Source organism: Tepidiphilus olei, from assembly GCF_006980705.1.
GTDB classification, from domain to species: Bacteria; Pseudomonadota; Gammaproteobacteria; order Burkholderiales; family Rhodocyclaceae; genus Tepidiphilus; species Tepidiphilus olei.
Genome location: NZ_SBHO01000002.1, coordinates 214,773 through 237,731 on the forward strand (window position 1 = coordinate 214,773; position 22,959 = coordinate 237,731).

The 22,959-nt window shown below is 65.7% G+C and carries 26 protein-coding genes; 9 read left to right on the plus strand and 17 right to left on the minus strand.

All coding sequences use genetic code 11. The features are described 5' to 3' along the window. Positions 1-17: 17 nt before the first annotated feature. From fdhF to EPD80_RS04140, 3 genes are read left to right on the plus strand one after another with little or no spacing between them, the layout of a single operon-like run. A complete protein-coding gene (fdhF, locus tag EPD80_RS04130; protein WP_142809649.1) occupies positions 18-3,035 on the plus strand; it encodes a formate dehydrogenase subunit alpha in 3,018 nt (1,005 codons plus the stop codon). A gap of 60 nt (positions 3,036-3,095) precedes the next feature. Continuing rightward, positions 3,096-4,496, plus strand: coding sequence for a class II fumarate hydratase (fumC, locus tag EPD80_RS04135; RefSeq protein WP_142809651.1), 1,401 nt, complete (start codon positions 3,096-3,098; stop codon positions 4,494-4,496). 25 nt (positions 4,497-4,521) lie between these two features. Then, on the plus strand, positions 4,522-4,953 hold the full coding sequence (locus EPD80_RS04140; protein WP_142809653.1) for an A1S_2505 family phage non-structural protein: 432 nt from the start codon (positions 4,522-4,524) through the stop codon (positions 4,951-4,953). 9 nt (positions 4,954-4,962) lie between these two features. On the opposite strand, the gene EPD80_RS04145 is transcribed toward EPD80_RS04140, so the two are convergent. Beyond that, positions 4,963-5,493 carry a DOMON-like domain-containing protein gene (locus tag EPD80_RS04145; RefSeq protein WP_142809655.1) on the minus strand — a complete coding sequence of 177 codons (531 nt, stop codon included), beginning with the start codon at positions 5,491-5,493 and terminating at the stop codon, positions 4,963-4,965. Between the two features lie 146 nt (positions 5,494-5,639). Then, positions 5,640-6,056, minus strand: a complete 417-nt coding sequence (locus EPD80_RS04155; RefSeq protein ID WP_037990295.1) for a hypothetical protein — start codon at positions 6,054-6,056, stop codon at positions 5,640-5,642. Between the two features lie 92 nt (positions 6,057-6,148). On the opposite strand from EPD80_RS04155, the gene EPD80_RS04160 reads away from it, so the two are divergent. Genes EPD80_RS04160 through nusB form a run of 4 tightly spaced genes read left to right on the plus strand, consistent with a single transcriptional unit; the run spans position 6,149 to position 8,864 of the window. After that, the gene (locus tag EPD80_RS04160; protein WP_142809657.1) at positions 6,149-6,772 is read left to right on the plus strand and encodes a riboflavin synthase; all 624 of its coding nucleotides are present in this window, start codon (positions 6,149-6,151) and stop codon (positions 6,770-6,772) included. Next, the gene (ribBA, locus tag EPD80_RS04165; protein ID WP_142809659.1) at positions 6,769-7,911 is read left to right on the plus strand and encodes a bifunctional 3,4-dihydroxy-2-butanone-4-phosphate synthase/GTP cyclohydrolase II; all 1,143 of its coding nucleotides are present in this window, start codon (positions 6,769-6,771) and stop codon (positions 7,909-7,911) included. The genes EPD80_RS04160 and ribBA overlap by 4 nt, the downstream gene beginning before the upstream one ends. A gap of 3 nt (positions 7,912-7,914) precedes the next feature. After that, positions 7,915-8,385, plus strand: coding sequence for a 6,7-dimethyl-8-ribityllumazine synthase (gene ribH, locus EPD80_RS04170; protein WP_142809660.1), 471 nt, complete (start codon positions 7,915-7,917; stop codon positions 8,383-8,385). Continuing rightward, a complete protein-coding gene (gene nusB / locus EPD80_RS04175; RefSeq protein WP_142809662.1) occupies positions 8,382-8,864 on the plus strand; it encodes a transcription antitermination factor NusB in 483 nt (160 codons plus the stop codon). Before ribH ends, nusB begins: the two co-directional genes overlap by 4 nt. Before the next feature lie 13 nt (positions 8,865-8,877). On the opposite strand, the gene EPD80_RS04180 is transcribed toward nusB, so the two are convergent. From EPD80_RS04180 to EPD80_RS04225, 10 genes are all read right to left on the minus strand, one after another. Continuing rightward, on the minus strand, positions 8,878-9,231 hold the full coding sequence (locus EPD80_RS04180; RefSeq protein ID WP_142809664.1) for a DUF5368 domain-containing protein: 354 nt from the start codon (positions 9,229-9,231) through the stop codon (positions 8,878-8,880). 27 nt (positions 9,232-9,258) lie between these two features. Further along, the gene (locus EPD80_RS04185; protein ID WP_142809666.1) at positions 9,259-10,614 is read right to left on the minus strand and encodes an NAD(P)/FAD-dependent oxidoreductase; all 1,356 of its coding nucleotides are present in this window, start codon (positions 10,612-10,614) and stop codon (positions 9,259-9,261) included. Positions 10,615-10,953: 339 nt separating this feature from the next. Then, positions 10,954-11,202 carry a sulfurtransferase-like selenium metabolism protein YedF gene (yedF, locus tag EPD80_RS04190; protein ID WP_142809667.1) on the minus strand — a complete coding sequence of 83 codons (249 nt, stop codon included), beginning with the start codon at positions 11,200-11,202 and terminating at the stop codon, positions 10,954-10,956. Beyond that, positions 11,199-12,383: a selenium metabolism membrane protein YedE/FdhT gene (gene yedE / locus EPD80_RS04195; RefSeq protein ID WP_142809670.1), complete on the minus strand. Its 1,185-nt coding sequence runs from the start codon at positions 12,381-12,383 to the stop codon at positions 11,199-11,201. Before yedE ends, yedF begins: the two co-directional genes overlap by 4 nt. 75 nt (positions 12,384-12,458) lie before the next feature. After that, a complete protein-coding gene (locus tag EPD80_RS04200; protein WP_142809873.1) occupies positions 12,459-13,973 on the minus strand; it encodes a DEAD/DEAH box helicase in 1,515 nt (504 codons plus the stop codon). A gap of 445 nt (positions 13,974-14,418) precedes the next feature. Then, complete coding sequence (locus EPD80_RS04205) at positions 14,419-14,697, minus strand: HU family DNA-binding protein (protein WP_142803997.1); 279 nt, start codon at positions 14,695-14,697, stop codon at positions 14,419-14,421. Between the two features lie 175 nt (positions 14,698-14,872). Continuing rightward, positions 14,873-15,748, minus strand: a complete 876-nt coding sequence (gene purU / locus EPD80_RS04210) for a formyltetrahydrofolate deformylase (RefSeq protein ID WP_142809672.1) — start codon at positions 15,746-15,748, stop codon at positions 14,873-14,875. Beyond that, positions 15,745-16,368, minus strand: coding sequence for a bifunctional phosphoserine phosphatase/homoserine phosphotransferase ThrH (gene thrH / locus EPD80_RS04215; protein WP_142809674.1), 624 nt, complete (start codon positions 16,366-16,368; stop codon positions 15,745-15,747). The genes purU and thrH overlap by 4 nt, the downstream gene beginning before the upstream one ends. Positions 16,369-16,422: 54 nt before the next feature. After that, positions 16,423-16,758, minus strand: a complete 336-nt coding sequence (locus tag EPD80_RS04220) for an AzlD domain-containing protein (RefSeq protein ID WP_142809675.1) — start codon at positions 16,756-16,758, stop codon at positions 16,423-16,425. Beyond that, positions 16,737-17,435, minus strand: coding sequence for an AzlC family ABC transporter permease (locus EPD80_RS04225; protein ID WP_185955333.1), 699 nt, complete (start codon positions 17,433-17,435; stop codon positions 16,737-16,739). The genes EPD80_RS04220 and EPD80_RS04225 overlap by 22 nt, the downstream gene beginning before the upstream one ends. Positions 17,436-17,496: 61 nt before the next feature. Between EPD80_RS04225 and EPD80_RS11320 the strand changes: the two genes are divergently transcribed. After that, complete coding sequence (locus tag EPD80_RS11320) at positions 17,497-17,907, plus strand: hypothetical protein (protein WP_185957701.1); 411 nt, start codon at positions 17,497-17,499, stop codon at positions 17,905-17,907. Here EPD80_RS11320 and EPD80_RS04235 read toward each other — a convergent pair whose 3' ends face one another. The 3 genes from EPD80_RS04235 to EPD80_RS04245 are packed head-to-tail and all read right to left on the minus strand — an operon-like array spanning position 17,908 to position 19,379. Beyond that, a complete protein-coding gene (locus EPD80_RS04235; RefSeq protein WP_142809682.1) occupies positions 17,908-18,306 on the minus strand; it encodes an RNA-binding S4 domain-containing protein in 399 nt (132 codons plus the stop codon). It abuts the gene before it with no gap. 4 nt (positions 18,307-18,310) lie between these two features. Next, on the minus strand, positions 18,311-19,030 hold the full coding sequence (locus EPD80_RS04240) for an LrgB family protein (RefSeq protein WP_185957702.1): 720 nt from the start codon (positions 19,028-19,030) through the stop codon (positions 18,311-18,313). After that, complete coding sequence (locus EPD80_RS04245) at positions 19,020-19,379, minus strand: CidA/LrgA family protein (protein WP_221928838.1); 360 nt, start codon at positions 19,377-19,379, stop codon at positions 19,020-19,022. Before EPD80_RS04245 ends, EPD80_RS04240 begins: the two co-directional genes overlap by 11 nt. Before the next feature lie 106 nt (positions 19,380-19,485). On the opposite strand from EPD80_RS04245, the gene EPD80_RS04250 reads away from it, so the two are divergent. Continuing rightward, positions 19,486-20,307 carry a TerC family protein gene (locus EPD80_RS04250; protein ID WP_142809684.1) on the plus strand — a complete coding sequence of 274 codons (822 nt, stop codon included), beginning with the start codon at positions 19,486-19,488 and terminating at the stop codon, positions 20,305-20,307. Between the two features lie 197 nt (positions 20,308-20,504). On the opposite strand, the gene EPD80_RS04255 is transcribed toward EPD80_RS04250, so the two are convergent. Together EPD80_RS04255 and EPD80_RS04260 are read right to left on the minus strand one after the other, a co-directional pair. Next, on the minus strand, positions 20,505-20,843 hold the full coding sequence (locus tag EPD80_RS04255; protein WP_142809686.1) for a tRNA-binding protein: 339 nt from the start codon (positions 20,841-20,843) through the stop codon (positions 20,505-20,507). A gap of 120 nt (positions 20,844-20,963) precedes the next feature. After that, the gene (locus EPD80_RS04260) at positions 20,964-22,937 is read right to left on the minus strand and encodes an SLC13 family permease (protein ID WP_185957703.1); all 1,974 of its coding nucleotides are present in this window, start codon (positions 22,935-22,937) and stop codon (positions 20,964-20,966) included. Positions 22,938-22,959 lie beyond the last annotated feature (22 nt).

The following is a 22,959-nucleotide window of genomic DNA, read 5'->3' on the forward strand; positions in this document are numbered from 1 at the left end:
CCGTCCTGGAGACCTCGATGCCTTTTTCCCCTCTGTCAGCCGAGGAAACTACCCCGTCCCAGGTCACGCTCTCGATCGATGGTTTTCCGATCCGGGTCCCAGCGGGCACGACCATCCTGCAAGCCGCCGACCGGCTGGGTCTGCGCATCCCGCGGCTGTGCGCCTGCGACCGCCTCGAGCCCTATGGTTCTTGTCGGCTGTGCCTGGTGCAGATCGAGGGGGTGCGCGGCACCCCGGCCTCCTGCACCACGCCGGTCGCCGAGGGCATGCGGGTGCAGACGCAAACCGAGACCCTGGCGCGGCTGCGCCGGGGCGTGATGGAACTCTACCTCTCCGAGCATCCGCTCGACTGCCTCACCTGCAGCGCCAATGGCGACTGCGAACTCCAGGAGATGGCGGCGCTCGTCGGCGTGCGCGAAGTGCGCTATGCCCGCCCCGAACCAGGCTGCGCCTCGCCCATGGACACGAGCAATCCCTACTTCCGTTTCGACCCGGACAAATGCATCGTCTGCGCCCGCTGCGTGCGCGCTTGTGGCGAAATCCAGGGTACGTTCGCGCTCACGCTCGACGGGCGCGGCTTTGCCACCCGCGTGGCGGCAGGGCAGGCGGAGCCTTTTCGCGACTCCGAATGCGTCTCCTGCGGCGCCTGCGTCCAGGCTTGCCCGACCGCGGCCTTGAACGAAACGGCGGTGCACGAGAAAGGTCTGCCGGACCGCGCCATCGTCACCACCTGCGCCTATTGCGGCGTGGGTTGCTCCTTCAAGGCCGAGATGAAGGGCAACGAAGTGATCCGCATGGTCCCCGCCGAGTCCGGGCGCGCCAACGAAGGGCATTCGTGCGTCAAGGGGCGGTTCGCCTTCGGTTACGCCACCCATCCCGATCGCATCACCACGCCGCTGATCCGTCAATCGATCCACGATCCATGGCAAGCCGTGAGTTGGAACGAAGCGATCGCTTACGCTGCCGCCGAATTCGCCCGCATACAAGCAAAATACGGACGGGAATCCGTCGGGGGCATTACCTCGAGCCGCTGCACCAACGAGGAAACCTACCTCGTGCAAAAGCTGGTGCGCGCCGCTTTCGGCAACAACAACGTCGATACCTGCGCCCGCGTCTGTCACGCGCCCACCGGCTACGGCCTGAAGCGCACGCTCGGCGAATCGGCCGGAACCCAGGATTTCGCCTCGGTGATGCACGCCGACGTGATCCTCGTGATCGGCGCCAACCCCACCGAAGCCCACCCGGTATTCGGGGCTCGCCTCAAACGCCGTCTGCGGCAAGGCGCACGCCTCATCGTCATCGATCCGCGCGCCACCGAGCTCGTCCGTGGCACCCACGTTCGCGCCACGTATCACCTACCGCTCAAACCCGGTACCAACGTCGCGCTACTCAACGCCCTGTCCCACGTGATCGTCAGCGAAGGGCTGGTCGACGAAGCGTTCGTCGCCGAGCGCTGCGAACCCGAAGCATTTGCCCAATGGCGCGACTTCATCGCTCAGCCCCGCCACAGCCCCGAAGCCAGCGCCGCGATCACCGGCGTGCCGGCTGCGTCGGTCCGCGCGGCCGCCCGCCTCTATGCCAACGCCCCCAACGCCGCAATCTATTACGGCCTGGGGGTGACGGAACACCGGCAGGGCGCCACGGCCGTGATCGCGATCGCCAACCTCGCCATGGCCACGGGCAACTTCGGCCGCCCCGGCGTCGGCGTCAATCCGCTGCGTGGTCAGAACAACGTGCAGGGTTCCTGCGACATGGGTTCCTTCCCCCATGAATTCCCCGGCTACCGCCACGTTTCCGATGCGCCGACCCGCGCCCTGTTCGAAGCCGCCTGGGGCCTGCCGCTGTCGTCCGAGCCGGGACTGCGACTGCCCAACATGCTCGCCGAAGCCCGCGCCGGACGGTTCAAGGGGCTCTACCTCCAGGGCGAGGACCTCGTCCAATCCGAACCCAACCAAAGGCACGTACGGGCGGCGCTCGCTGCGATGGAATGCGTGGTGGTGCAGGACCTCTTCCTCAATGAAACGTCTGCCTACGCCCACGTCTTTCTCCCTGGGGCCTCTTTCCTCGAAAAGAACGGCACGTTCACCAACGCCGAACGGCGCATCTCCCGCGTGCGCCAAGTGATGCCCCCCTTGGCCGGATACGAAGATTGGCAAGTGACGCAAAAGCTCGCCTCGGCGCTCGGTTACCCCATGACCTATACGCATCCTGCCGAGATCATGGACGAGATCGCTCGGCTCACGCCCCAATTCCGCGGCGTGAGCTACGCCAAGCTCGAGGCGCGCGGCAGCCTGCAATGGCCTTGCAACGACGAGGCCCCCGACGGCACGCCGGTGCTGCACGTCGATGGCTTCGTGCGCGGCAAAGGCGCGTTCCTCCTCACCGAGTACGTCCCGACCCCACAGCATCCGGACGCGCGTTTCCCCCTGATCCTCACCACCGGCCGCATCCTCTCGCAGTACAACGTCGGCACGCAGACCCGGCGCACCGCCAATACCCTCTGGGACGACGCCGACCTGCTGCACCTCCACCCCGAGGACGCCGCCGCCCGCGGCATCGCCGACGGTGACCGCGTGCACCTCGAAAGCCAGGTCGGATCGACGATCCTGCGCGCCGTGCTCGACGACCGCCTACAGCCCGGCCTCGTTTTCACCACCTTCCACTTCCCGGAATCGCGCACCAACGCGCTCATCACCAGCAGCTCCGATTGGGCCACGAACTGCCCAGAATACAAAGTCACTGCGGTGCAAGTTCGTCGCGTGGACGCGACCATGGACTTGCCCTCCTTCGTCGATGAATTGCCGCCCGCTTTCGATCTGCCGCACAAACTGGTCGAGATGGCCAACCAGATCGGCGAATTTTTCGCGGCGCAGCCCGAGCGCGAAGCCGCCGTGCGCGCCATCGCCGAGCATCTGGAAAAATTCTGGCACCCGACGATGCGCGAACGCCTCGTGCAGTGCCTACAGACGGAGGAGCATTCCCTCTCCCCTTTGGTGCGCGAGGCAGCCCGGTCGTTGCTTGAACGGGTCACGTGACGACGAAGCGCACTCCACGGACTACAATGGATTCGATTCCGTCCGTTGGAGGCCGTAACCATGGACAAACGCCGCGAAACCGACACGCTGGGGGAAGTCTGGGTCCCGGCCGACCGCTACTGGGGTGCGCAAACCCAGCGCTCGCTGGAGCATTTCCCCATCGGAGTGAAGAACCACCGCATGCCGCTGCCCATCATCCGGGCGCTCGGCATTCTCAAAAAGGCGGCGGCGCAAGCCAATGCCGAACTGGACGAATTGCCGCGGGAACTCGCCGAACTCATCGTGCGCGCCGCCCAGGAAGTGATCGAGGGCAAGCTCGACGATCACTTCCCCCTCGTCGTCTTCCAGACCGGCAGCGGCACGCACAGCAACATGAACGCCAACGAAGTCATCGCCAACCGCGCCAACGAGCTCGCCGGTCAGCCTTTGGGCAGCAAATCTCCCGTTCATCCCAACGATCACGTCAACCGCGGCCAGTCTTCGAACGACACCTTCCCCACGGCGATGTACGTGGCCACGGTGCTGGAACTGCGCCGGCACCTCCATCCCGCGGTGCAGACGCTACGCGACACGCTGGCGCGCAAGGCCGAGGAATACGCCGAACTCGTCAAGACCGGCCGCACACACCTCATGGACGCCGCCCCCATCACCCTGGGGCAAGAGATCGGCTCCTGGGTGGCGCAGATCGAAGACGCCCTCGACTTCCTGCGCATGGCCGAAGAAGGGTTGCACGAACTGGCCATCGGCGGCACGGCCGTGGGCACCGGGCTCAACGCCCATCCCCGCTTCGGGGAAATGTGCGCCGAATACATCGCCCGTGAGACGGGCATCCCCTTTCGCAGTGCCCGCAACCGCTTCGCGGCGCTCGCCGCGCACGACGCGCTGGTCAACGTCTCGGCGGCCCTGCGTACGCTCGCCAATGCGCTCTTCAAAATGGCCAACGACGTGCGCTGGCTCGCCTCGGGGCCGGATGCAGGCATCGGCGAGCTGATCCTGCCCGCCAACGAACCGGGCAGCTCCATCATGCCGGGCAAGGTCAATCCCACCCAGTGCGAGGCGCTCACCATGGTGTGCGTGCGCGTCTTCGCCAACGACACGGCCATCGCCTTTGCCGGCAACCAGGGCAACTTCCAGCTCAACGTCTATAAACCGCTCATGGCGCATGCGGCGCTCGAGAGCATCGAACTGCTGTCGCAGTCCATCCTCGCGTTCGATCGCTACTGTGCCCGTGACATGCAGCCCAACCGCGAGCGCATCCGCGAGCACCTCGAACGCAACCTCATGCTGGTCACGGCGCTCAACCCGCACATCGGCTATGACAAGGCCGCCGCCATCGCCAAGAAAGCCGCGGCCGAGCGCAAGACGCTCAAGCAGGCGGCCGTCGAGCTGGGCTACCTCACGGCCGAGGAGTTCGACCGCTGGGTCAATCCCCTCGCCATGACCCGGCCGGGCATGCACTGAACCGGAGATCCACGGAGGAAACGCCATGAGCCAAGACGACGGCATCACCTTCCACCCCGACGGCAGCGTACCGCAGCACGGCGAAGTCTTCGTCTTCGGCTCCAACCGCGCCGGCATGCACGGGGGCGGCGCCGCCGCCGAGGCGGTGCGCCGCTTCGGCGCGCAGATGGGCGTGGGCTGGGGCTACATGGGTGCCCCGCCGCGGCACTCCTTCGCCATCCCTACGCTGGACGAGCACTTCGAGGTCCTGCCGCTCGAAGAGATCGCGCGCTACGTCGAGCGCTTCATCCGCTTCGTCGCCGAGCATCCGCAGTTGCGTTTCTTCGTCACCCGTGTGGGCTGCGGCATCGCCGGCTACCGCGACGAGCAGATCGCCCCGCTCTTCCGGCCGCTCATCGCCATCGGTCGCTGCTCGTTTGCCGAGAAATGGCGGCCTTATCTTCTTGCGAAAACGTGAGGGGCGGAATCACTCTTCCCAGCGCAGCGCGAATCCCTCGGGCGCATGAAAATCCGGCCGACCCGGCGGGTGCGCCAGCGCCCACCAGGAGAACGCTCCCACCTTTCCTTCGAGCACGGCGGTCAGACCCAGGCGCAGCGCGCCCTCTCCGGCAGGAAGCGATGCAGGGGCGAGCCGAACTCGAAGGCCCAGGCGGCCGGGCGCACGCTGCCAGCGCAGGCGAGGCGCCGGGGGCCGAGGCGCCGGCGTGGGTTCGCGGTAGGCGGAAAAGGCATGGAACGCCCATTGGCCGCTGGGCGAGAAGTTGAATTCGCGGTACCCGCCACTGCCTTCGCGGGCGAAGAAGAGCTCGAAGCAGGTGTGCGCCCACAACCGCTGCGGCGGCAGGACCGCGCCGGCGCCGGGGACGCGCAACCGCTCCACTTCGCCTCGCAGGGTATAGCCAAGCACGAGCGCCCCATCCTGGCGCTCGAGCTCCACCTCCAGGGCGAACTCGCCGAGCGCCGCGGACTCGGGATGGGGGTGAAGCGCGACGCGCATCAGGGAAACGCTGAATAATTGGCTGCGCGGGCGAATCGCTGCGTTGCGCGGTGCTCGCTCCCTCGCCTATCTACTCGATATGTCTCGGTCGCTGCGCTCCGTGCGCCTTGCGCTTCATCCCGCTCGCTCATTTCTTCAGCGTTTCCTTAGGGCAGGATGAGCCCTCCGCCGCCCAGACCGCCCAGACCCCCCGCCCCGCCGCCAGGGCCGCCGCCGCGCAGGTCGGTGCCGGCCAACGCGCTCTGCGCGAGCAGCGAAGACTGCTCCAGCTCCAGGCGGCGTAGCTCGTCCATCGTCTCCTCGATTTTTTTCTCGGCGGCCGCGGCAAAGCCGGCCACCGCCTCGGCGAGCGTCTTCGCCGGAATCTCGAAGCTGATAGGCAAAGCCCCCATGGGGGTCATCACGGTGATCGAGCCGCTGAAGACTTCCGTCCGGGCGGGATCGGGCGCCCCCTCGACGGTGACGGGAATCAGCCGGCGAATCGAGCCGACGCGGCGATCGAGATAAAGCTCCTCACGGTAGAGAGAGGCCGGATCCATCGGCGGAACTTGATTGCGAGCCATGGTTCTACTCCTACAGGGTTTGGCCGATTTTACCCCGCAACCCACTGCTTTCCCGTAAAATCCTTTTTTTTTGCCCGATCTGCGAGGATGCCATGTTTACCGGTATCGTGATGGGCATCGGACGCCTGGTCGACGTCACGCCCCTTGCCGATGGCGTGCACATCGCCGTCGATTCGCGTGCGCTCGAGCTCGAAGACGTCCGCCTGGGCGACAGCATCGCCCACAGCGGCGTATGCCTGACCGTGGTGGCGCGGCAGGGGATGGTGCTCGAATACGACGTCTCGGGCGAGACGCTCGCCTGCTCGGTGGGCTTGAACGAACCCGGCCGCGAGCTCAACCTCGAAAAGGCCCTGCGCCTGGGCGATGCGCTCGGCGGACATCTCGTCACCGGCCACGTCGATGGTATCGGCCTCGTCGAGCGCTTCGCCCCCGTGGGCGATAGCACCCTGCTCGAGATCCGCGCCCCGGCGGCGCTTTCCCCTTTCCTTGCCCGCAAAGGCTCGGTGGCCGTCGATGGCGTGAGCCTCACCGTCAACGCCGTGCGCGACGCGCCCGACGGTTCCTGCATTTTTTCCATCAACCTCATCCCGCACACGCTGGCGCAAACCACGCTGAAGCATCTCGCACCCGGCGCGCGCGTCAATCTCGAAGTCGATCCGCTGGCGCGCTACTGCGCGCGCGTGCTCGAATACGCCGAGAGGAACCCCTCCCCATGAACGACCTCTCCCCGACCACGCCTCCTCTGTCTGCCACGAGCGGAGGAATCAGTCCCATCGAGACCATCATCGACGAGATCCGCCAAGGCCACATGGTGATCCTCGTCGATGACGAAGCCAGGGAAAACGAGGGCGATCTCGTGCTCGCCGCCGAATGCGTCACCCCCGAGGCGATCAACTTCATGGCCAAATACGGCCGCGGCCTCATCTGCCTGACGCTCACCGAAGAGCGCTGCAAGCAACTCGGGCTCAAGCTCATGGTGCAGGACAATCGCTCACCCTATGAGACCGCCTTCACCACCTCGATCGAGGCGGCACGGGGCGTCACCACCGGCATCTCGGCGCACGACCGGGCGCAGACCGTACGTGCGGCGGTGGCCCGCCACGCCAAGCCCGAGGATATCGTCCAGCCGGGACACATCTTTCCCCTCATGGCACGCAAGGGTGGCGTGCTCATCCGTGCCGGACACACCGAGGCCGGCTGCGATCTGGCGCAACTGGCCGGCTTCGAGCCCGCCGCCGTCATCTGCGAGATCCTCAACGAAGACGGCTCGATGGCGCGCCTGCCCGATCTCATCGAATTCGCCAAGAAACACGGCCTGAAGATCGGCGCCATCCGCGATCTCATCGAATACCGTTTGCGTACCGAGACCTTGGTGCGCAAGGCGGCCGAGCGGGCCGTGTCCACCCCCTATGGCGACTTCACCCTCTACGCCTTCCAAGACGAGACCACGGGCGAAGTGCATTTCGCCGCCACCCACGGCACGATCGAGGCGAGCCGCGAAACCCTGGTACGGGTGCACGAACCCATCTCGGTGCTCGACTTCCTCGCTCCCGAAGCTCCCGGACACTCGGTACCGGTGCCCGAGGCGCTGCGCCGCATCGCATCGAGCCCGGCCGGGGTCATGGTCATGCTGCACCGCCCGCAAAGCGGCCAGGAACTGCTCGACGTGCTCACGCAAACGCCGGCGCGCCGACGCGCCTGGGATCCGCGGCTGGTCGGGGTGGGCGCACAGATCCTGCACGCACTGGGCGTGGGCAAGATGCGCCTGCTGTCACACCCGATGAGTTTTCCCAACCTCTCCGGCTTCGGACTCGAGATCACCGGATTCGAAGACCCTCCCGCCGCAAAAGGATGAGCCATGGCCCGTTATGACGACATCTTCGAATACGACGAGAACCTCGACGGTAAAGGTCTGCGCATCGCGGTCGTGATGAGCCGCTTCAACCAGGATATCGGCGAGGGGCTGCTGTCGGCCTGCGTCGCCGAGCTGCGCCGCCTGGGCGTAGCCCCGGCCGACATACGCCTGGCCACCGTCCCCGGCGCGCTCGAACTGCCGCTCGCCCTACAGACCTTCGGTCGCACGGGGCGCTTCGACGCGCTCATCGCGCTCGGCGCCGTCATCCGCGGCGAGACCTACCACTTCGAGCTCGTCTCCAACGAGATGGGCGCCGGCATCACCCGCGTCGCGCTCGACCTGGGACTGCCGATCGCCAACGGCGTGCTCACCACCGACACCGACGAGCAGGCGCTCGCGCGCATGAGCGAGAAAGGGCGCGACTGCGCCCGCGCCGCCGTGGAAATGGCCAACTTGTGCAAAGCGATCCGATGAACGAAGAATCTCTTGCCCCCGCCGAAGAAGACCGCGCCCCACGCCGCCAGCGCCGGCGACTCGCGCGCGAGCTCGCCCTCAAAGGCACCTACCAGTGGCTCTTGTCGGACAACCCGCTCGCCCAGATCGAGGCGCAGCTCGCCCAGGACGAAGACTTTCCTGCGGCCGATCACGAATTGATGCTGGAGCTGCTGCGCGGCGCCGTCTCCCGCGCCGATCTCTGGCGCGCCGAGCTCACCCCTTTCCTGCGCCGGCGCGTCGAAGAGCTCTCGCCGGTGGAGCACGCGGTGCTGCTCATCGCCGCGGTGGAGCTGCACGCCCACCCCGAGACCGCCTACAAGGTGATCCTCAACGAGGCGATCGAACTCACCAAGCGCTACGGCGGCACCGACGGGCACAAGTTCATCAACGGCGTGCTCGACAAATACGCCGCCGCGCTGCGCCCCGACGAAGTGCGCGCCGCGCGACAGCGCAATTGAAGCGCCCCCGGGCTCAGGACTGCCGGCGGAACTGGTCCCACCAGCCCATGAGGGCATACACCAGAATGACGGTGCCGATGAAACCGATGCCGTAGATCACTCCGACCAAAAGCCAGTCGAGCGGACCGCCGGCATCGGTGAAGCCCGACGACGAGACCTTCGCCATGATCACGAGCGCGAGCACTCCGCCCAGCAAGCCGACCGCCTCCGACTGCACCAGACGGCGGCTCACCAGGTGCCGCTCGCGAATCCACAGGGCGAGGAAGGCGACGGTCCCCCCTATGGCCAACAGCAACAGCACCCACAACCAAAATCCCAGCATCTCCTGGAACACAGCCAGAATCACCAGCGGATCGAATTCTTTCATTGCCCTCTCCCGTTGCGCAAGCGCCCTTCAGGCGCGGCCCCGCAGCATCGCCACGTAGGTCGGCTTGAGCGCCATCGTCTTCATCACCCAGGTCACCCACAACTCTTCGAGCGGCGCCACCACGCCGGGAAACGACGGTACGAGGTTGTTCTCGTAGTCGAACTCCACCAGCATCGCGCGCCCCAGCTGCGTGATCAGGGGACAGGACGTGTAGCCTTCATAGCGTTGCTCACTCTTGCCGCCGGCCAGATCGGCAAGCAGATGATCCACCGCCACCGGCACCTGCCATTTCACGCTCGCCGCCGTCTTGCCCTTGGGCACGCCGGCCACGTCCCCCACGCCGAAGACGTTGGGAAAGCGTTTGTGGCGCAAGGTGGCGCGATCGACCTCCATCCAGCCGTCGGCCGCAAAGTCTCCCGTCTGCCATGCCAGAGGGCTGAATCGCACGGGATCGGGCGCACGCATCGGCGGAATGACATTGATGAAATCGTAGGGCTGCTCCACCTTGCCCTGCGGCGTGGTGAACACCGCGATGCGCCGCCCGATGTCGATGCCGGTGAGCACGTGGTCGTAGCGCGTCTTGATGCCGCGCTCGCGAAAGAGCATGCGCACTTTTTCGCTGACGATGGGCACGCTGAACAAGGCTTTGTTGTGCGCGTGATAGATGAGCTCGGCCTTGCCGCGGGTGCCGCGCCGGCGGAAATAATCCTCGGTGATGAAGGTATGCTTGAGCGGAGCGCCGGCGCACTTCATCTCGGTGGCCGGACGGCAGAACACGCCCACGCCGCCGCGGCGGGTGAAATCGTCGACCAGAGCCCAGGTGGCCGCAGCCGCAGCCGGACTGAGATAGACGCTGCCCAGGCCATCCTTGCCGATGCGCGACACGTCCATGCCTTCGAGCGCGTCGTAATCGAGTTTGAGGCCAGCGGTCACGATGAGATAGTCATAATTTATCGTCTTGCCCGAACTCGTGACCACGCGATTGCCTTCCGGATCGAACTCGGCCACGGATTCCTCGAGCAGCTCGACGCCACGCGGCACGAAATCGGCCGTGCGACCAACCACGACGTAATTCTGCGGCTTGATGCCAGCGGCCACCAGCGTGTATCCCGGCTGGTAGAGGTGCTCCTTGCGCGCGTCGATGAGCGTAATCTTGGCCCCATCGAGCCGAGCCGCCAGACGGGCCGCCGCGGCAAGCCCGGCGGCGCCAGCCCCCGCGATCACGATACGCGCCGAGCTCTTCAAGCGCTCGGCAGCCTGCGCCGGGGCGGACAATCCCGCGGCGAGCAGCGCTCCGCCCACGCCCAAGGACAAAAAACGGCGCCGATCGCAGGGCACGTGCCCCTGCGCCAGCACCCCGTCTCGCCATTCTTCGTCTTTCATCCCCCTCTCCTCTCATCGATCGAAGCTTTTTGTTGTTTCAGTATATTACGGAAACGTGGATCGTGCCTCTCCATCAGCGCGATCGCTCACGCAAATGTCGTAGAGCCGGCGTAAAAACCGATCACTTTCGATCCCTCCTGACGTAGGATCGTTTAATCTAGGGAAACGCTGAAGAAATGAGCGAGCGGGATGAAGCGCAAGGCGCACGGAGCGCAGCGACCGAGACATATCGAGTGGATAGGTGAGGGAGCGAGCACCGCGCAACGCAGCGATTCGCCCGCGCAGCCAATTATTCAGCGTTTCCCTAGAGGAATCAGAGCACGGCTCAATCCATATCGCTTACGCCGGCGATGGCACCTCGATGAGGAAGCGAAAGAGCGGCCCATGCTGCTCCACCGCCAGGCAATGGTAGCCATGGCGCGTGGCATCTTCGGGGATGCCATGGAAAGACTGGGAACAATCGGTCACCACCTCCAGGAGTTGCCCCGGCTGCATGGTCCGCAGGGTCTCGAGGGTGGCGATGGCGTTGTAGGGGCAATGCTCGCCGCGCAGGTCGAGCGACAGATCCGGTTTGCGTTCGGTATTCATCGAGTTTTCCTTGCATGAGAGAACCGCCGGGCGTTGGCGGCGACGAGGGCGAGCGAGAGTGCCAGGCCGAGATAGGTGACGAGTAGCCCTCCTACGGGGCCGAAGAGCTCGAGCAGGTTCAGTTTGGGGTAGGGCAGGGCGAGCGCACCGCCCAGTTCGTCCCAGAAGACGGCCACGAGCGTTCCCCCGATCACGTTGCCCACGCCCACCACCCAGAAATGCATCTGCCCTTCCATCGCCCGGTACATCCAACCCGTCTCGCAGCCGCCGGCGAGCACGATACCCAGCCCGAAGAGCACCCCGCCGAGCACGGCGTTCGGCCCCATCCAGAAGATTTTCGGTGCGACTCCAAGGCGGATCGCCGCGAAGGTACCGATGCAGGCGGCAGCCATGCCCAGCAAAATGCCATAAGCGACCTTGGTGCGACCGGTGGTCCACAAGTCGCGCGCGGCACTGGTAAAACAGATCTGCCCACGCTCGATCAGCCCCCCGTAGGCGAGGCCAAAGAGGAACGCCATGCCGAGTACGAGCGAGGCTTCGAAGCGCCAGGCCGCCACGACCAGGGAGAGCAAGAGCAAGACCCAGCCGAGGCGCCATTGTCGCTCGGTTCGCCGCGCGAGCGCTTTCGGGTCGGGCATGGCCGAACCTCCGGCCTGGACGCGCAGGGAGTGGCGCAGAAACGGCAGAAGGGTGATCTTCACCCCGATCCAGGCACCCAGCACGGTCGAGAACATGAAAGCCCACGCGTGCACCGAGAACATGGGGATGCCGGTGAAGAAGGCTGCGAGGTTGCACCCCATCGCCAGACGCGCCCCAAAGCCGGCGATGATGCCACCGACGAGCCCCTGGACGAGTCGACGCAGGCTCGCCGGCCGACGCAGGCCGACGTTTCCCGCCCATAGGGCGCAGCACAGCGCCCCGAGGAACATGCCAAGGATCATCACGCCGTCGACGCGATCGAGCGGCGTGCCTTGCAGCCCCAGGATCTTGAAGTAGCTCCATTCCTGAGGCTTCAGGCCGAACCAGGAGAGTACGTGTCCACCCCAGCGGGTGAACTCGCCGGTGACGGCCCAAAAGGTACCGGTGAGGGCAAAATAATAGGCCGAAGCGACCCCCAACGCGACGAGCGTGGGGATCGGCGGCCAGAAATCGACGAAAAATCGTTGGCGCAGCGAAGACATGGGGCTTCCCCTTCCCGAGGGAGAAGGGCTCTATTCTAGCGCCCCCAGCCTTCGCCGCAAGAGCGGAGCGCGCATTCAGCGATCGCGGCGGCGACGCCCCCAGCCTTCGCCATCACGCTGGGAATGGTGATCCTTGTTTCCCCAGCCGCTACGCGGCTTGCGTTCACCGGATACGCCCAGCGTACGGCGTTCGCCTTCGTCACCCCGCACCCGGCGCTCGAATTCCGAGCGCGGTGCCGACTCACCGTACGTACGCGGCGCGGCGGGGCGCTCTTGCCGAGATTCGTGACCGCGGGGTGCGTCCCCCCAACGTCGGGGCGAATCCTCGCTGCGACGCGGCGCCGGAGTGCGCGGACCGGAGGGTTTGCCGCCACGCGACCCCTCGAAGCCCCCACGCCCTGCGCCGGCCGGACGGCGCGGTGCGCGCGGTTCCAACCCCTCGATCACGTGCTCGGCCAGACGCCGACCGGTGAAGCGCTCGATCGCACCGATGGTGCGCATCTCGTTGGGGTGCGTGAGCGTGATCGCCACGCCGCTGCGCCCGGCACGGCCGGTACGGCCGATGCGGTGTACATAATCTTCGGCCTGACGGGGCGGATCGAAGTTGATCACATGCGAGATGCCTGCCACGTCGATGCCGCGCGCGGCCACGTCGGTGGCCACCAGCACTTGCACCTCGCCACGGCGCAGCCGGTCGAGCGTGCGCGTGCGTGCGCGCTGGGTCATGTCGCCGTGCAAGGCCGCGGCGCGCATCCCCCAGCCGACCATACGCTCGGTGAGCTCCTCGGCGCTGCGTTTCGTCGCCGTGAAGACCACCGCCTGCTGCACGCCCTCATCGGAGATCAGTTTTTCCAGCAGGCGATGCTTGTGCTCGAAACCGTCGATGAGCATGAGCCGCTCTTCGATCTTGGCCTCCTGCACCGGAGTACTCGTGATCTCGATGCGCTGCGGCTCATGGGTGAGTGACAGCGCCAAGCGCCCCACCACGCCGTCGAGCGTGGCGGAAAAAAGCAGCGTCTGACGCGCAGCGGGCAAGGATTCGGCAATGGCACGGATGTCGTCGATGAAGCCCATGTCGAGCATGCGGTCGGCCTCGTCGAGCACCAAGGATTCGATCCCGTCGAGCGACACGGTTCTCTGCTGCATGTGATCCATCAGGCGGCCGGGCGTGGCCACGATCACGTCCACCGGGCCGGAGAGGTCACGGCGCTGCGGGCCGAAAGGCATGCCCCCCACCAGCACCACGGTCTTGAGGCGGCGAAGGCCGCGGCCATAAGTGCGGAAGGATTTTTCCACCTGCTGCGCGAGCTCGCGCGTGGGAGTGAGCACCAGCACGCGGGCCGAGCGGCCGGCGTGGCGCCGCGGCAGGGCAAGGCGCGCCAGAAGGGGCAGCGCGAAGGCCGCGGTCTTGCCGCTACCGGTGTGCGAGGAGACGAGCAGATCGGCCCCGGCGAGCACGGCCGGGATGGCACGCGCCTGTACCTCGGTGGGCGTCGTGTAGCCGCTTTGCGCCACGGCGGCGACGAGCGCCTCCGGCAGGCCCAGGTCGGCGAAGGAAAGGGAAGGAGTCGTTGCGGTATTTTCGGTCATCATGAGTCCAGTTTCGGAGTCGGAAAAGCCGCCTCCGCCGCCGGATGGCAGCGGCACGGCGAGTTACCGTCGAATGCGCGGGCGCTCGCCCGAAACCCGGAAACGAAGACCGAGGCTGCCGTGGAATACGGCGTCAGGAGCAGCGCGACGAAGATTCACGCAAGCGCGACGGGGCTGTGGCGACAGTCCCCAGGAGAAGTGGATCGTACGATCCAGAGAGATTCCATCGACTGTGTGGCACAACTTTCGCAATCATAGCACGGGCTACTTCCGTGATGCAAGAAAAATTTCGTCCTTCGCTGATCCAACGCCGAGGCGACGATCCAGGGAATGATGCGGGCAGTGCGCGGATCGAGCGTGGCCGTCAAGGCAACCCCCCAAAAAGAACGGCCCGCGGTGGTGCGCACCGCAGGCCTTCGCGCGCGGGTGAACCGCGCAGCGGGCATCACTTACCGGCGATGCGTTTCTTCAGCGCTGCGCCGGGCGAAAACTTCGGCACCTTGGTAGCCGGGATTTGGATGGTGGCACCGGTTTGCGGGTTGCGGCCGGTGCGAGCTCCGCGCTCGGCCACCTCGAAGGAGCCAAAACCGGTAAACACCACCTTCTCCCCCTGCTCCAAGCGCTCGGCGATCAACTCTAGCACCGCGCCGAGCGCCCGCTCGGCTTCGGCACGGCTCGATCCCAGCGCATCGGCCAACGCTTCGACGAATTCACCTTTGTTCATCGCATACCTCGCTATTTTGGTTGGAATGAAAAAATGGATGAGCCGCTGCTCAGCCAACTCTACCGTGTCGTGCCCCCACCTTTCGCACGTACGCGCTATTCTGCCGCAAAATCGAGCCTCTGCGTCAAATGATGCTGGATCCCACGAAACATTTCATGACGAATCGGGGGCGATCTCAGCGAAACACGATGGTTTTGTTGCCATGGACCAACACCCGGTCCTCGATGTGGTAGCGCAATCCGCGCGAGAGCACCGTCTTCTCGATGTCCTTGCCGTAGCGCACCATGTCGTCCACCGTGTCCGAATGATCGACGCGAATGACGTCCTGCTCGATAATCGGTCCCTGGTCGAGCTCCTCGGTGACGTAATGACAGGTGGCGCCGATGAGTTTCACCCCCCGCTCCCAGGCCTGGTGGTAGGGCCGCGCGCCGACGAAGCTGGGCAGAAAGCTGTGGTGGATGTTGATGATGCGTGCCGGGTAGGCACGGCACAGTTCCGGTGGCAAGATCTGCATGTAGCGCGCGAGCACCATCACGTCGCCGCCCACTTCCTCGAAGATGCGCCGAACCTCTGCGAAAGCCGCCGGCTTGTTGTCCGGCGTCACCGGCACGTGCAGGAAGGGAATACCGTGCCACTCGACGAAACCGCGCAAATCCTCGTGATTCGAGATCACGCAGGGAATTTCCACATCGAGCTCGCGGCTGTGCCAGCGAGACAGCAGATCGTAGAGACAATGCTCCTGGCGTGAGACGAGGATGACGACGCGTTTCTTCACCGCCGAGTCGCTGATGTGCCAGTCCATCTCCAGCGATTCGGCCAGAGGGGTGAATCGCTCGCGCAATTCGGCCAACAAGAGCGGCATGCTGTCGGCACGGATCTCGAAACGCATGAAGAAACGGCCGCTCGGTGCCAATGGCCCCGGTGGCTCCGCGTGCAGGTTGGTCTCGAGGATCCAGCCGCCGTGCTCGGCGATGAAACCGGCCACCTTGGCCACCAATCCGACCCGGTCGGGGCAGGAGGCGGTGAGCGTATAGCGCCGCTCCTTGCTCATCGCGCCGACTCCCGCAGCCGGGCGAAGGATTCGTCGATCAGGGTGCGCAGCGCGGCATAATCGGTGACGTGGGGAAATTGGGGAAATTCGCGCACGACGTTTTCCGGGGCGCGAAAGAGGATGCCGGCGTGCGCTTCGCCGAGCATGGTCGTGTCGTTGTAGGAATCCCCGGCGGCCACGACGCGGAAATTGAGCGCCTTGAGGTGGTGGACCGCCTCCTGTTTTTGATTGGGCAGGCGCAGGCGGTAATTCACCACGCGGCCGGCTTCGTCCACTTCCAGCGAATGGCAGAACAAGGTGGGCCAGCCGAGCTGGCGCATCAAGGGGCGCGCGAATTCCTGGAAGGTATCGGAGAGCAGGATCACCTGGTAGCGCTCGCGCAGCGCGTCCAGGAAGGCTTTGGCGCCGGGTAGGGGCGTCATCGAAGCGATCACCGCCTCGATGTCCGGCAGACGCAGGCCGTGGCGCTCCAGGAGCGCCAGACGATAGTGCATGAGTTTGTCATAATCTGGCTCGTCGCGCGTGGTGCGCCGGAATTCGGCGATCCCCGTGCGCTCGGCGAACGCGATCCAGATTTCGGGGATCAGCACCCCTTCGACATCGAGGCAGACGAGTTCCATGTGACGACTCCCGGATACCAAAAACGTACGAGACAACGGGGCATTCTACCCGATTCACCCTCCCCCCGAGCGCAGCAGGGTCAAACCGAGGGCGCAGGCCGCCACGCCGGCGAGAATGGGCGCGACGAAGCCGCCGAAGCGGCGCTGCACCGCCAGCGCCGCGCCCAAACCGAGCAGTTCGGGTAGCCAGCCGCCCGCTCCGTAACCGCGCACGTCGCCGATCACCGACACCCCCAGCAAGGCGGCGATCAACATCGGCCCGAGGCGTTGTAGGGCGCGAAACACCTTGCCCGCCGGGTCGAGCCGGCGCGCCCCGATGAGGGGCAAGGCGCGCAGGGCATAGGTCCCCAGGCCGACCGCCAAGAGCATCAAGAAGATTTCCGTGCGCATCGCACCTCCCCGATTCCTGCCAGGAGCGCCCCGAGCACCGCCGCGAGCAGTAGCCCCAGCGCCGCGTGCTGCGCCCAGGCGAAGGCAGCGGCCAAAGTCACCGTCACCAGGATCGCCCCGCGCCGCGGCGCCTGGGCATGGGGCAGCAGCAGGACGAGGAAGAGCGCCGACAGGGCGATCGGCAAAGATTCGGCGAGCAGCGGCAAATGAGCGCGGATCCAGTCGCCCGCGAGCGCCCCGGCCGCGCTCGCGCCCACCCACGACCCATAGGCCATGACCTCTACCCCGGCGAGCCAGAGGGGACGCTGGGCGGCCGGCTGTTGCGGCAATCGTCCCAGGGCCACGGCGAACACCTCGTCGGTGAGCCCGAAAGCCAGACCGGCCAAACGCGACGGAGCCGCCGGCAGATAGGCGGCGATCGCCGGACCGTAGAGTGCATGGCGGGCATTGAGCAGCAGGCAGAGACCGACGGTCAGCACCATCGGCGTGCCTGCCGCGAGCAGCCCCACCAGCATGAATTGCGCTGCTCCCGAATAGACGATGAGCGAGGTGAGCGTGGCCTCCGCCGCGCTCATCCCCTGCTGCGTCGCCACCACCCCGAAGGTCACGCCCACCGGCAGATAACCCAGGGCGATGGGAATTCCATCTCGCAGACCTCGTCGCCAAGGTGCTTGCATACCATTCCCCTTTTCCTCCGAAGGAGTAAAATATTTCACTTCTCCATCGTTCATCTCTTCCATGAGCCGCTCTCTCGCGTTCATCGGCCTGTTCATCCTCGGCTTGTCCGCCGTCGCCGCCACCGTCGCCACGACCGACGACGAGGTCAAGCGCATGCGCGAAGAAGCGCGGCAGCTACGTCGGGAAGCCGACGAGGTCGTCAACCGCGCCCGCATCGAATGCCAGAAGCGCTTCCTCGTCAACGCCTGCATCGACGAAGCCCACGACAAGCGCCTCGAGATGCTGCAAAAGGCCCGCCAGCTCGAAATCCAGGCGCGTCAGCTCGAGATCGAGCGCAAGAAAGAAGCCAAAGAGGCGCGCGAACGCGAACAGGCGGAAAAACAGGGAACCTCTACTGAACCGGCGCCGAACGCCCCGACGCCGGAATCCGCCCCTCCGGCAGATCCAGGGGTTCCGGCCTCACTACAGTGATCACCCACCGCGCTTGAGCGCGCGCAGCTTCGCCCGATCCACCGCGTCCCCGCGCACGCGCGGCTCGCGCCGCTCCCGCTTGCGCGCCACCGCCTCCTGCCGCCGCGCGAGGCTTGCCGGATCCTCCTCGTAGAGGAGCCGCGCCTCGCTCGCTGGACCGCGCCGCGCCGACAGCGCGCTCACCGTGATCTCCCAGACGTATTCGCCGATGGTGATCGTGAGCCGCTCGCCCGGCTTCACCTCGTGCGAGGGCTTGGTCCGCGCCCCCTGCACCTTGACGTGACCGCCCTCGATCGCCTCCTGCGCGAGCGTACGCGTCTTGAAGAAGCGCGCGGCCCACAGCCACTTGTCCAAGCGCACCCGCTCCCCAGTGTCCTCGGTCTCTTCCCGCCTGCTCATCGGCTCACCCCAGCCACGGCAACAGCACCGCCGTCACTACCCCGTTCAGCCCCATGCCCAGGGCGGCGAACGCGCCGGCCACGGGATCGATCTGCATGGCCCGGGCCGTGCCGATACCGTGCGTGACCACCCCCAGCGCCAGACCCTTGGCCGCCGAAGAGCGCACCCGCATCACCGCGAAGAGCAGCGGGCCGAGCAGCGCGCCGAGGATGCCGGTGAGGATGACGAACACCGCCGCGAGCGCCGGGATGCCGCCCATCTGCTCGCTCACCGCCATGGCGATCGGGCTCGTCACCGATTTGGGCGCGAGCGTGCGCAGCATCGTCGCGTCCAGCCCTAGCGCCGCCCCGAGGAGCACGGCGCTGCCGGCAGCCGTCACCGAACCGGCCAGAAGCGCCACCGCCACCGCCTTGGCGTGCGCCGCCACGCGGCGGCGCTGGTAAAAGAGGGGAATCGCCAGAGCCACCGTGGCCGGCCCCAGCAGGAAGTGGATGAACTGCGCCCCGGCGAAATAGGCCGGATAGGGCAAGCCGGACCACAAGAGCAGCGCCCCGAGGGTGGCGATGCTCCAGGCAACGGGGTTGAGCAGCGGATGCAGGCGGCTGCGGCGATGCACCCATTCCCAGACGAGATACACCGCCAGGGTAACCGTCAGGCTGAAGAGCGGCGTGGCCGACAGATACACCCACAGCTCGCGCCAAGGTGCGATCGCCTCAACGGGCATCTTCCCCTCCCGCCAGGCGCTCGAACACCCAGGCCGACACCGCCAGCCCCAGGAGCGTGCTCACGAGCAGCACCACGCCGAGCACCAGCCAGGACTGCTGCAGGCGCTCCCAGTGCGCCACCACCCCCACCCCCGCCGGCACGAAGAGCAGCGAGAGGTGGCGCAGCAGCGTCCCGCCTGCCTCTTCTACCAGTTTGGGTACCCGCCCCAACGGCAAGAGGAGCGCGAGCGCGAACACCAGCCCCATCACCGGCCCCGGTACCGGCCAATGGAAGAAGCGCACCACCACTTCCCCGGCCAGCTGCAGCGCCAGTAAGGCCGTCAGACCCCAGAGCATGATCGATCCCATGAACGCGGCACCTCGAGCCGCAACCTTTTCATTTTAGCGAAAAGGCACCTCTGCGAAACGCAAACATTTATAATTAACCATCGTCCCACGCGGAAACCCTGTGCCCATGGAAGCCCTGCTCGACCCCGGCTTGTGGATTGCCTTCCTCACCCTCACGGCGCTCGAGATCGTGCTCGGCGTCGACAACATCATCATGATCGCCATCCTCGTCGACCGCCTGCCGCCGGAACGACGAGCCTCGGCGCGTTTCATCGGGCTGGCGCTGGCCATGGGCACCCGCATTGCGCTGCTGCTCACGCTCTCCTGGATGATGCGGCTCACCGAGCCGCTCTTCACCGTGCTGGGCAACGGCTTCTCCGGACGCGACCTGATCCTTCTGGGCGGCGGCCTCTTCCTGCTGTGGAAGAGCACGATGGAGATCCACGCTGCGCTGGAAGGCAGCGACGAGCACGGCGTGGCGCGGGTACATGCCAATTTCGCCGCCATCGTCACCCAGATCGCCCTCATCGACATCGTCTTCTCGCTCGACTCGGTCATCACCGCCGTGGGGCTCGTCAACCAGATCCCGGTGATGATCGCCGCGATCATCGTGGCCGTGGGGGTGATGATGTTCACCGCCGGCGCGATCAGCGCCTTCATCGAGCGTCACCCCACCATCAAGATGCTGGCGCTGAGCTTTCTCGTGGTGATCGGCGTATTGCTGATTGCCGAGGGCTTCGGCCTGCACGTGCCCAAGGGCTACGTCTACTTCGCCATGGCCTTCTCGGCCGGCGTCGAAATGCTCAACATCCGCCTGCGGCAGAAGATGACCCAGCGGCCGGTGAAGCTACACCCGCCGCTCGAAGCCGCCCTCGCCCAAGAGCAAGGAGAAGACGAAACGGCGACAGCAGAACAAGCAGCCAGGAACCGTTCCGGTACCCCTGGCTGACGGAATCAGCGCGCGAGCGTCGGGCTGCGCGGCAGAGCGCAGGCGGTCTCGTATTCGCGCGCGGCTCGAAGACGTCTTCGAGGCGTAGAAGGCTTGCGGCATCGAGACAACGCTGACGCTCGCTTCACGCTGGGTCCCGAAGGCAGGAAAAATAAATTGGTTATCCTTTCATGATTAAAATCATTAAGCTGCGTTACTCATAGCAACTTTGTACCCAAAGGAACGGGACGGTCCGGCACGCACAAGACAACCTCTCCTTTGTCATTGTGAAAGCCTGTTACCAAGCATTCGGACATCAAGGGGCCAATCTGCTTCTTCGGGAAATTGACCACTGCGACGACGAGCTTTCCCACCAACTCTTCTGGCGTGTAGAGATGCGTTATCTGGGCGCTAGACTTCTTGATACCGAACTCTTCACCGAAGTCTACATGCAGTACGTAAGCGGGCTTTCTAGCCTCGGCAAATGGTGCGGCATTTATGATGCGGCCAACGCGGAGTTCCACTTTCGTAAAGTCATCCCACGAGATTGTCTGCATTGCAGTCTCCTAACAGCTGAATTAAGTCTCGATCAAGGGCAGAGGCAATCTTTCCGCCTTGAATGACCGCTGAGCCAATACCCAAAGAGCAAAACCCGTTTGCTCCGCGCTTCCCAGGATTCAGAACGGCCAGACCCACAACAACATCGGCAGGCTGACCGCCATCACCAGCAGTTCGAGCGGTAGCCCCAGCCGCCAGTAGTCGCCGAAACGAAATCCGCCCGGCCCAAGAATGAGGGTGTTGTTCTGATGGCCGATGGGGGTAAGAAAGGCGCAGGAGGCGCCGATCGCCACCGCCATCAGGAAGCCATCGGGATTCACCCCGAGCTGTGCGGCCGTGCCAAGCGCGATCGGGCACATCACGGCAGCCGTTGCGGCATTGTTCATCAGATCGGAAAGCGTCATCGTGACGACCAGAATCAGGCTCAGCGCGATCACCGCGTTGCCCTGGGCAATACCATCGAGCAGGAAGCGGGCGATCAGGTCGGCAGCGCCGGTGTCCTCCATGGCGCCGGCCACCGGGATGAGGGCCGCCAACAGCACGATCACCGGCCAGTCTACGGCCTCGAACACCTGGCGCGCCGGCACCGTACGCAGCACCATCGACGCGAGTACGCCCCCGGCAAAGCTGACCGCAGCGGGCAGCAGACCGAATGCCGCAACTGCGATCGCCAGCGCCATGATGGTGCTCGCAATGATGGCCTTGCGCCGACTCGGAATGCGCAGCGCGCGCTCGGCCAGCGGCACGCAGCCCGCCCAGCTCGCAAACTGCGCCAGCGACTCGGCCGGGCCCTGCATCAGCAAGACATCGCCTGCGCGCAGCGGCATCGTGCGCAGCCGCGCCGTGGAACGGCGCCCCTGACGCGACACCGCAAGCAGATTGATGCCGTGACGCGTACGCAACTCGATATCACTCGCCGAGCGCCCGGCCAGTGCGGAGCCCGGCAAGACCGCCAGTTCCACCAATTCGATCTCTTCGCGCTGGGCCGGCTGCGCAGCGTCATTTCCGTCTGCGGCGCTGTTCGGGCCGGCTTCGCCCTGGGCGTCGGCCTTTCCGCTGCCCGCCCCCTTACCGTTGGCCGTGCCGTCCTGGTTGGCATCCTCCTTCCCGGTCTCCGAGGGCGTCCGCCCCGCGGTGCCCGACCGAACATCTCCAGCCGCCGCATCGGATGCTTCCGATTCGCTTGCATCCTCCTTCTTCGGCCGCTTCGACTCCTCCAGCCTGAGTCCAAGCCCGGTCAGCGCTTCGGCGAGTGCCTCGACATCGGCCTCGATGATGAGGATGTCGCCCGCATGCACCCGCTGGTTTGCCCTGGGCGCGGTGAGACGCACCTCGTTGCGCACCAGACCCACCACCTGCGCGCCCGCCTGCTCGAGTGCCGCTTCGATCTCGTACAGCGTCTTCCCGTCGGCCTTGCTGTTCTCGGGCACTCTCGCTTCGGTGAGGTAGGCGGCGGTCTCGAAACTGTCGGCGCCGGCACGCTCGCGTGCCGGCACGATGCGCCAGCCAATGGCCGCTACGAACAACACACCTACCGCCGCCGCTGCGAGGCCGACAGGCGTGAAGTCGAACATGCCGAAGGCTTCGCGGCTAGCGCGCTCGCGAAAACCGGCAACGATCAGGTTGGACGGCGTACCCACCAGCGTGGTCATGCCTCCGAGTATCGATCCGAAGGCAAGCGGCATCAGCACCTTGCCGGGCGGCAGCGACTGGCGCGCGGCAACCTGCATGGCCACCGGCATCAGCAAGGCGAGCGCACCGACGTTGTTCATGATGCTCGACAGCAGCGCTGCGAGCCCGGTGAGCACTCCGATCGTGAGCGTTGGCCCAGCTTTGGTCGGCATGACCGAGCGGGTAAGGACATCGACCGCGCCCGAGGTGTAGAGGCCCTGACTGAGTACGAGCACACATGCCACCGTGACCACTGCCGGATGGCCAAAACCCGCGAACGCGGATTCGGCCGGAACCAGGCCCGCGATCACGCACGCCAGCAAGGCCGCCATGGCAACCATGTCGTGCCGCCAGCGCCCCCAAAGGAACATGGCAACCGTCGCCATGAGGACGGCCAGAATCAGCCACTGATCGAGCGTCAAGTGCATCTCCGAAATTCTGCCA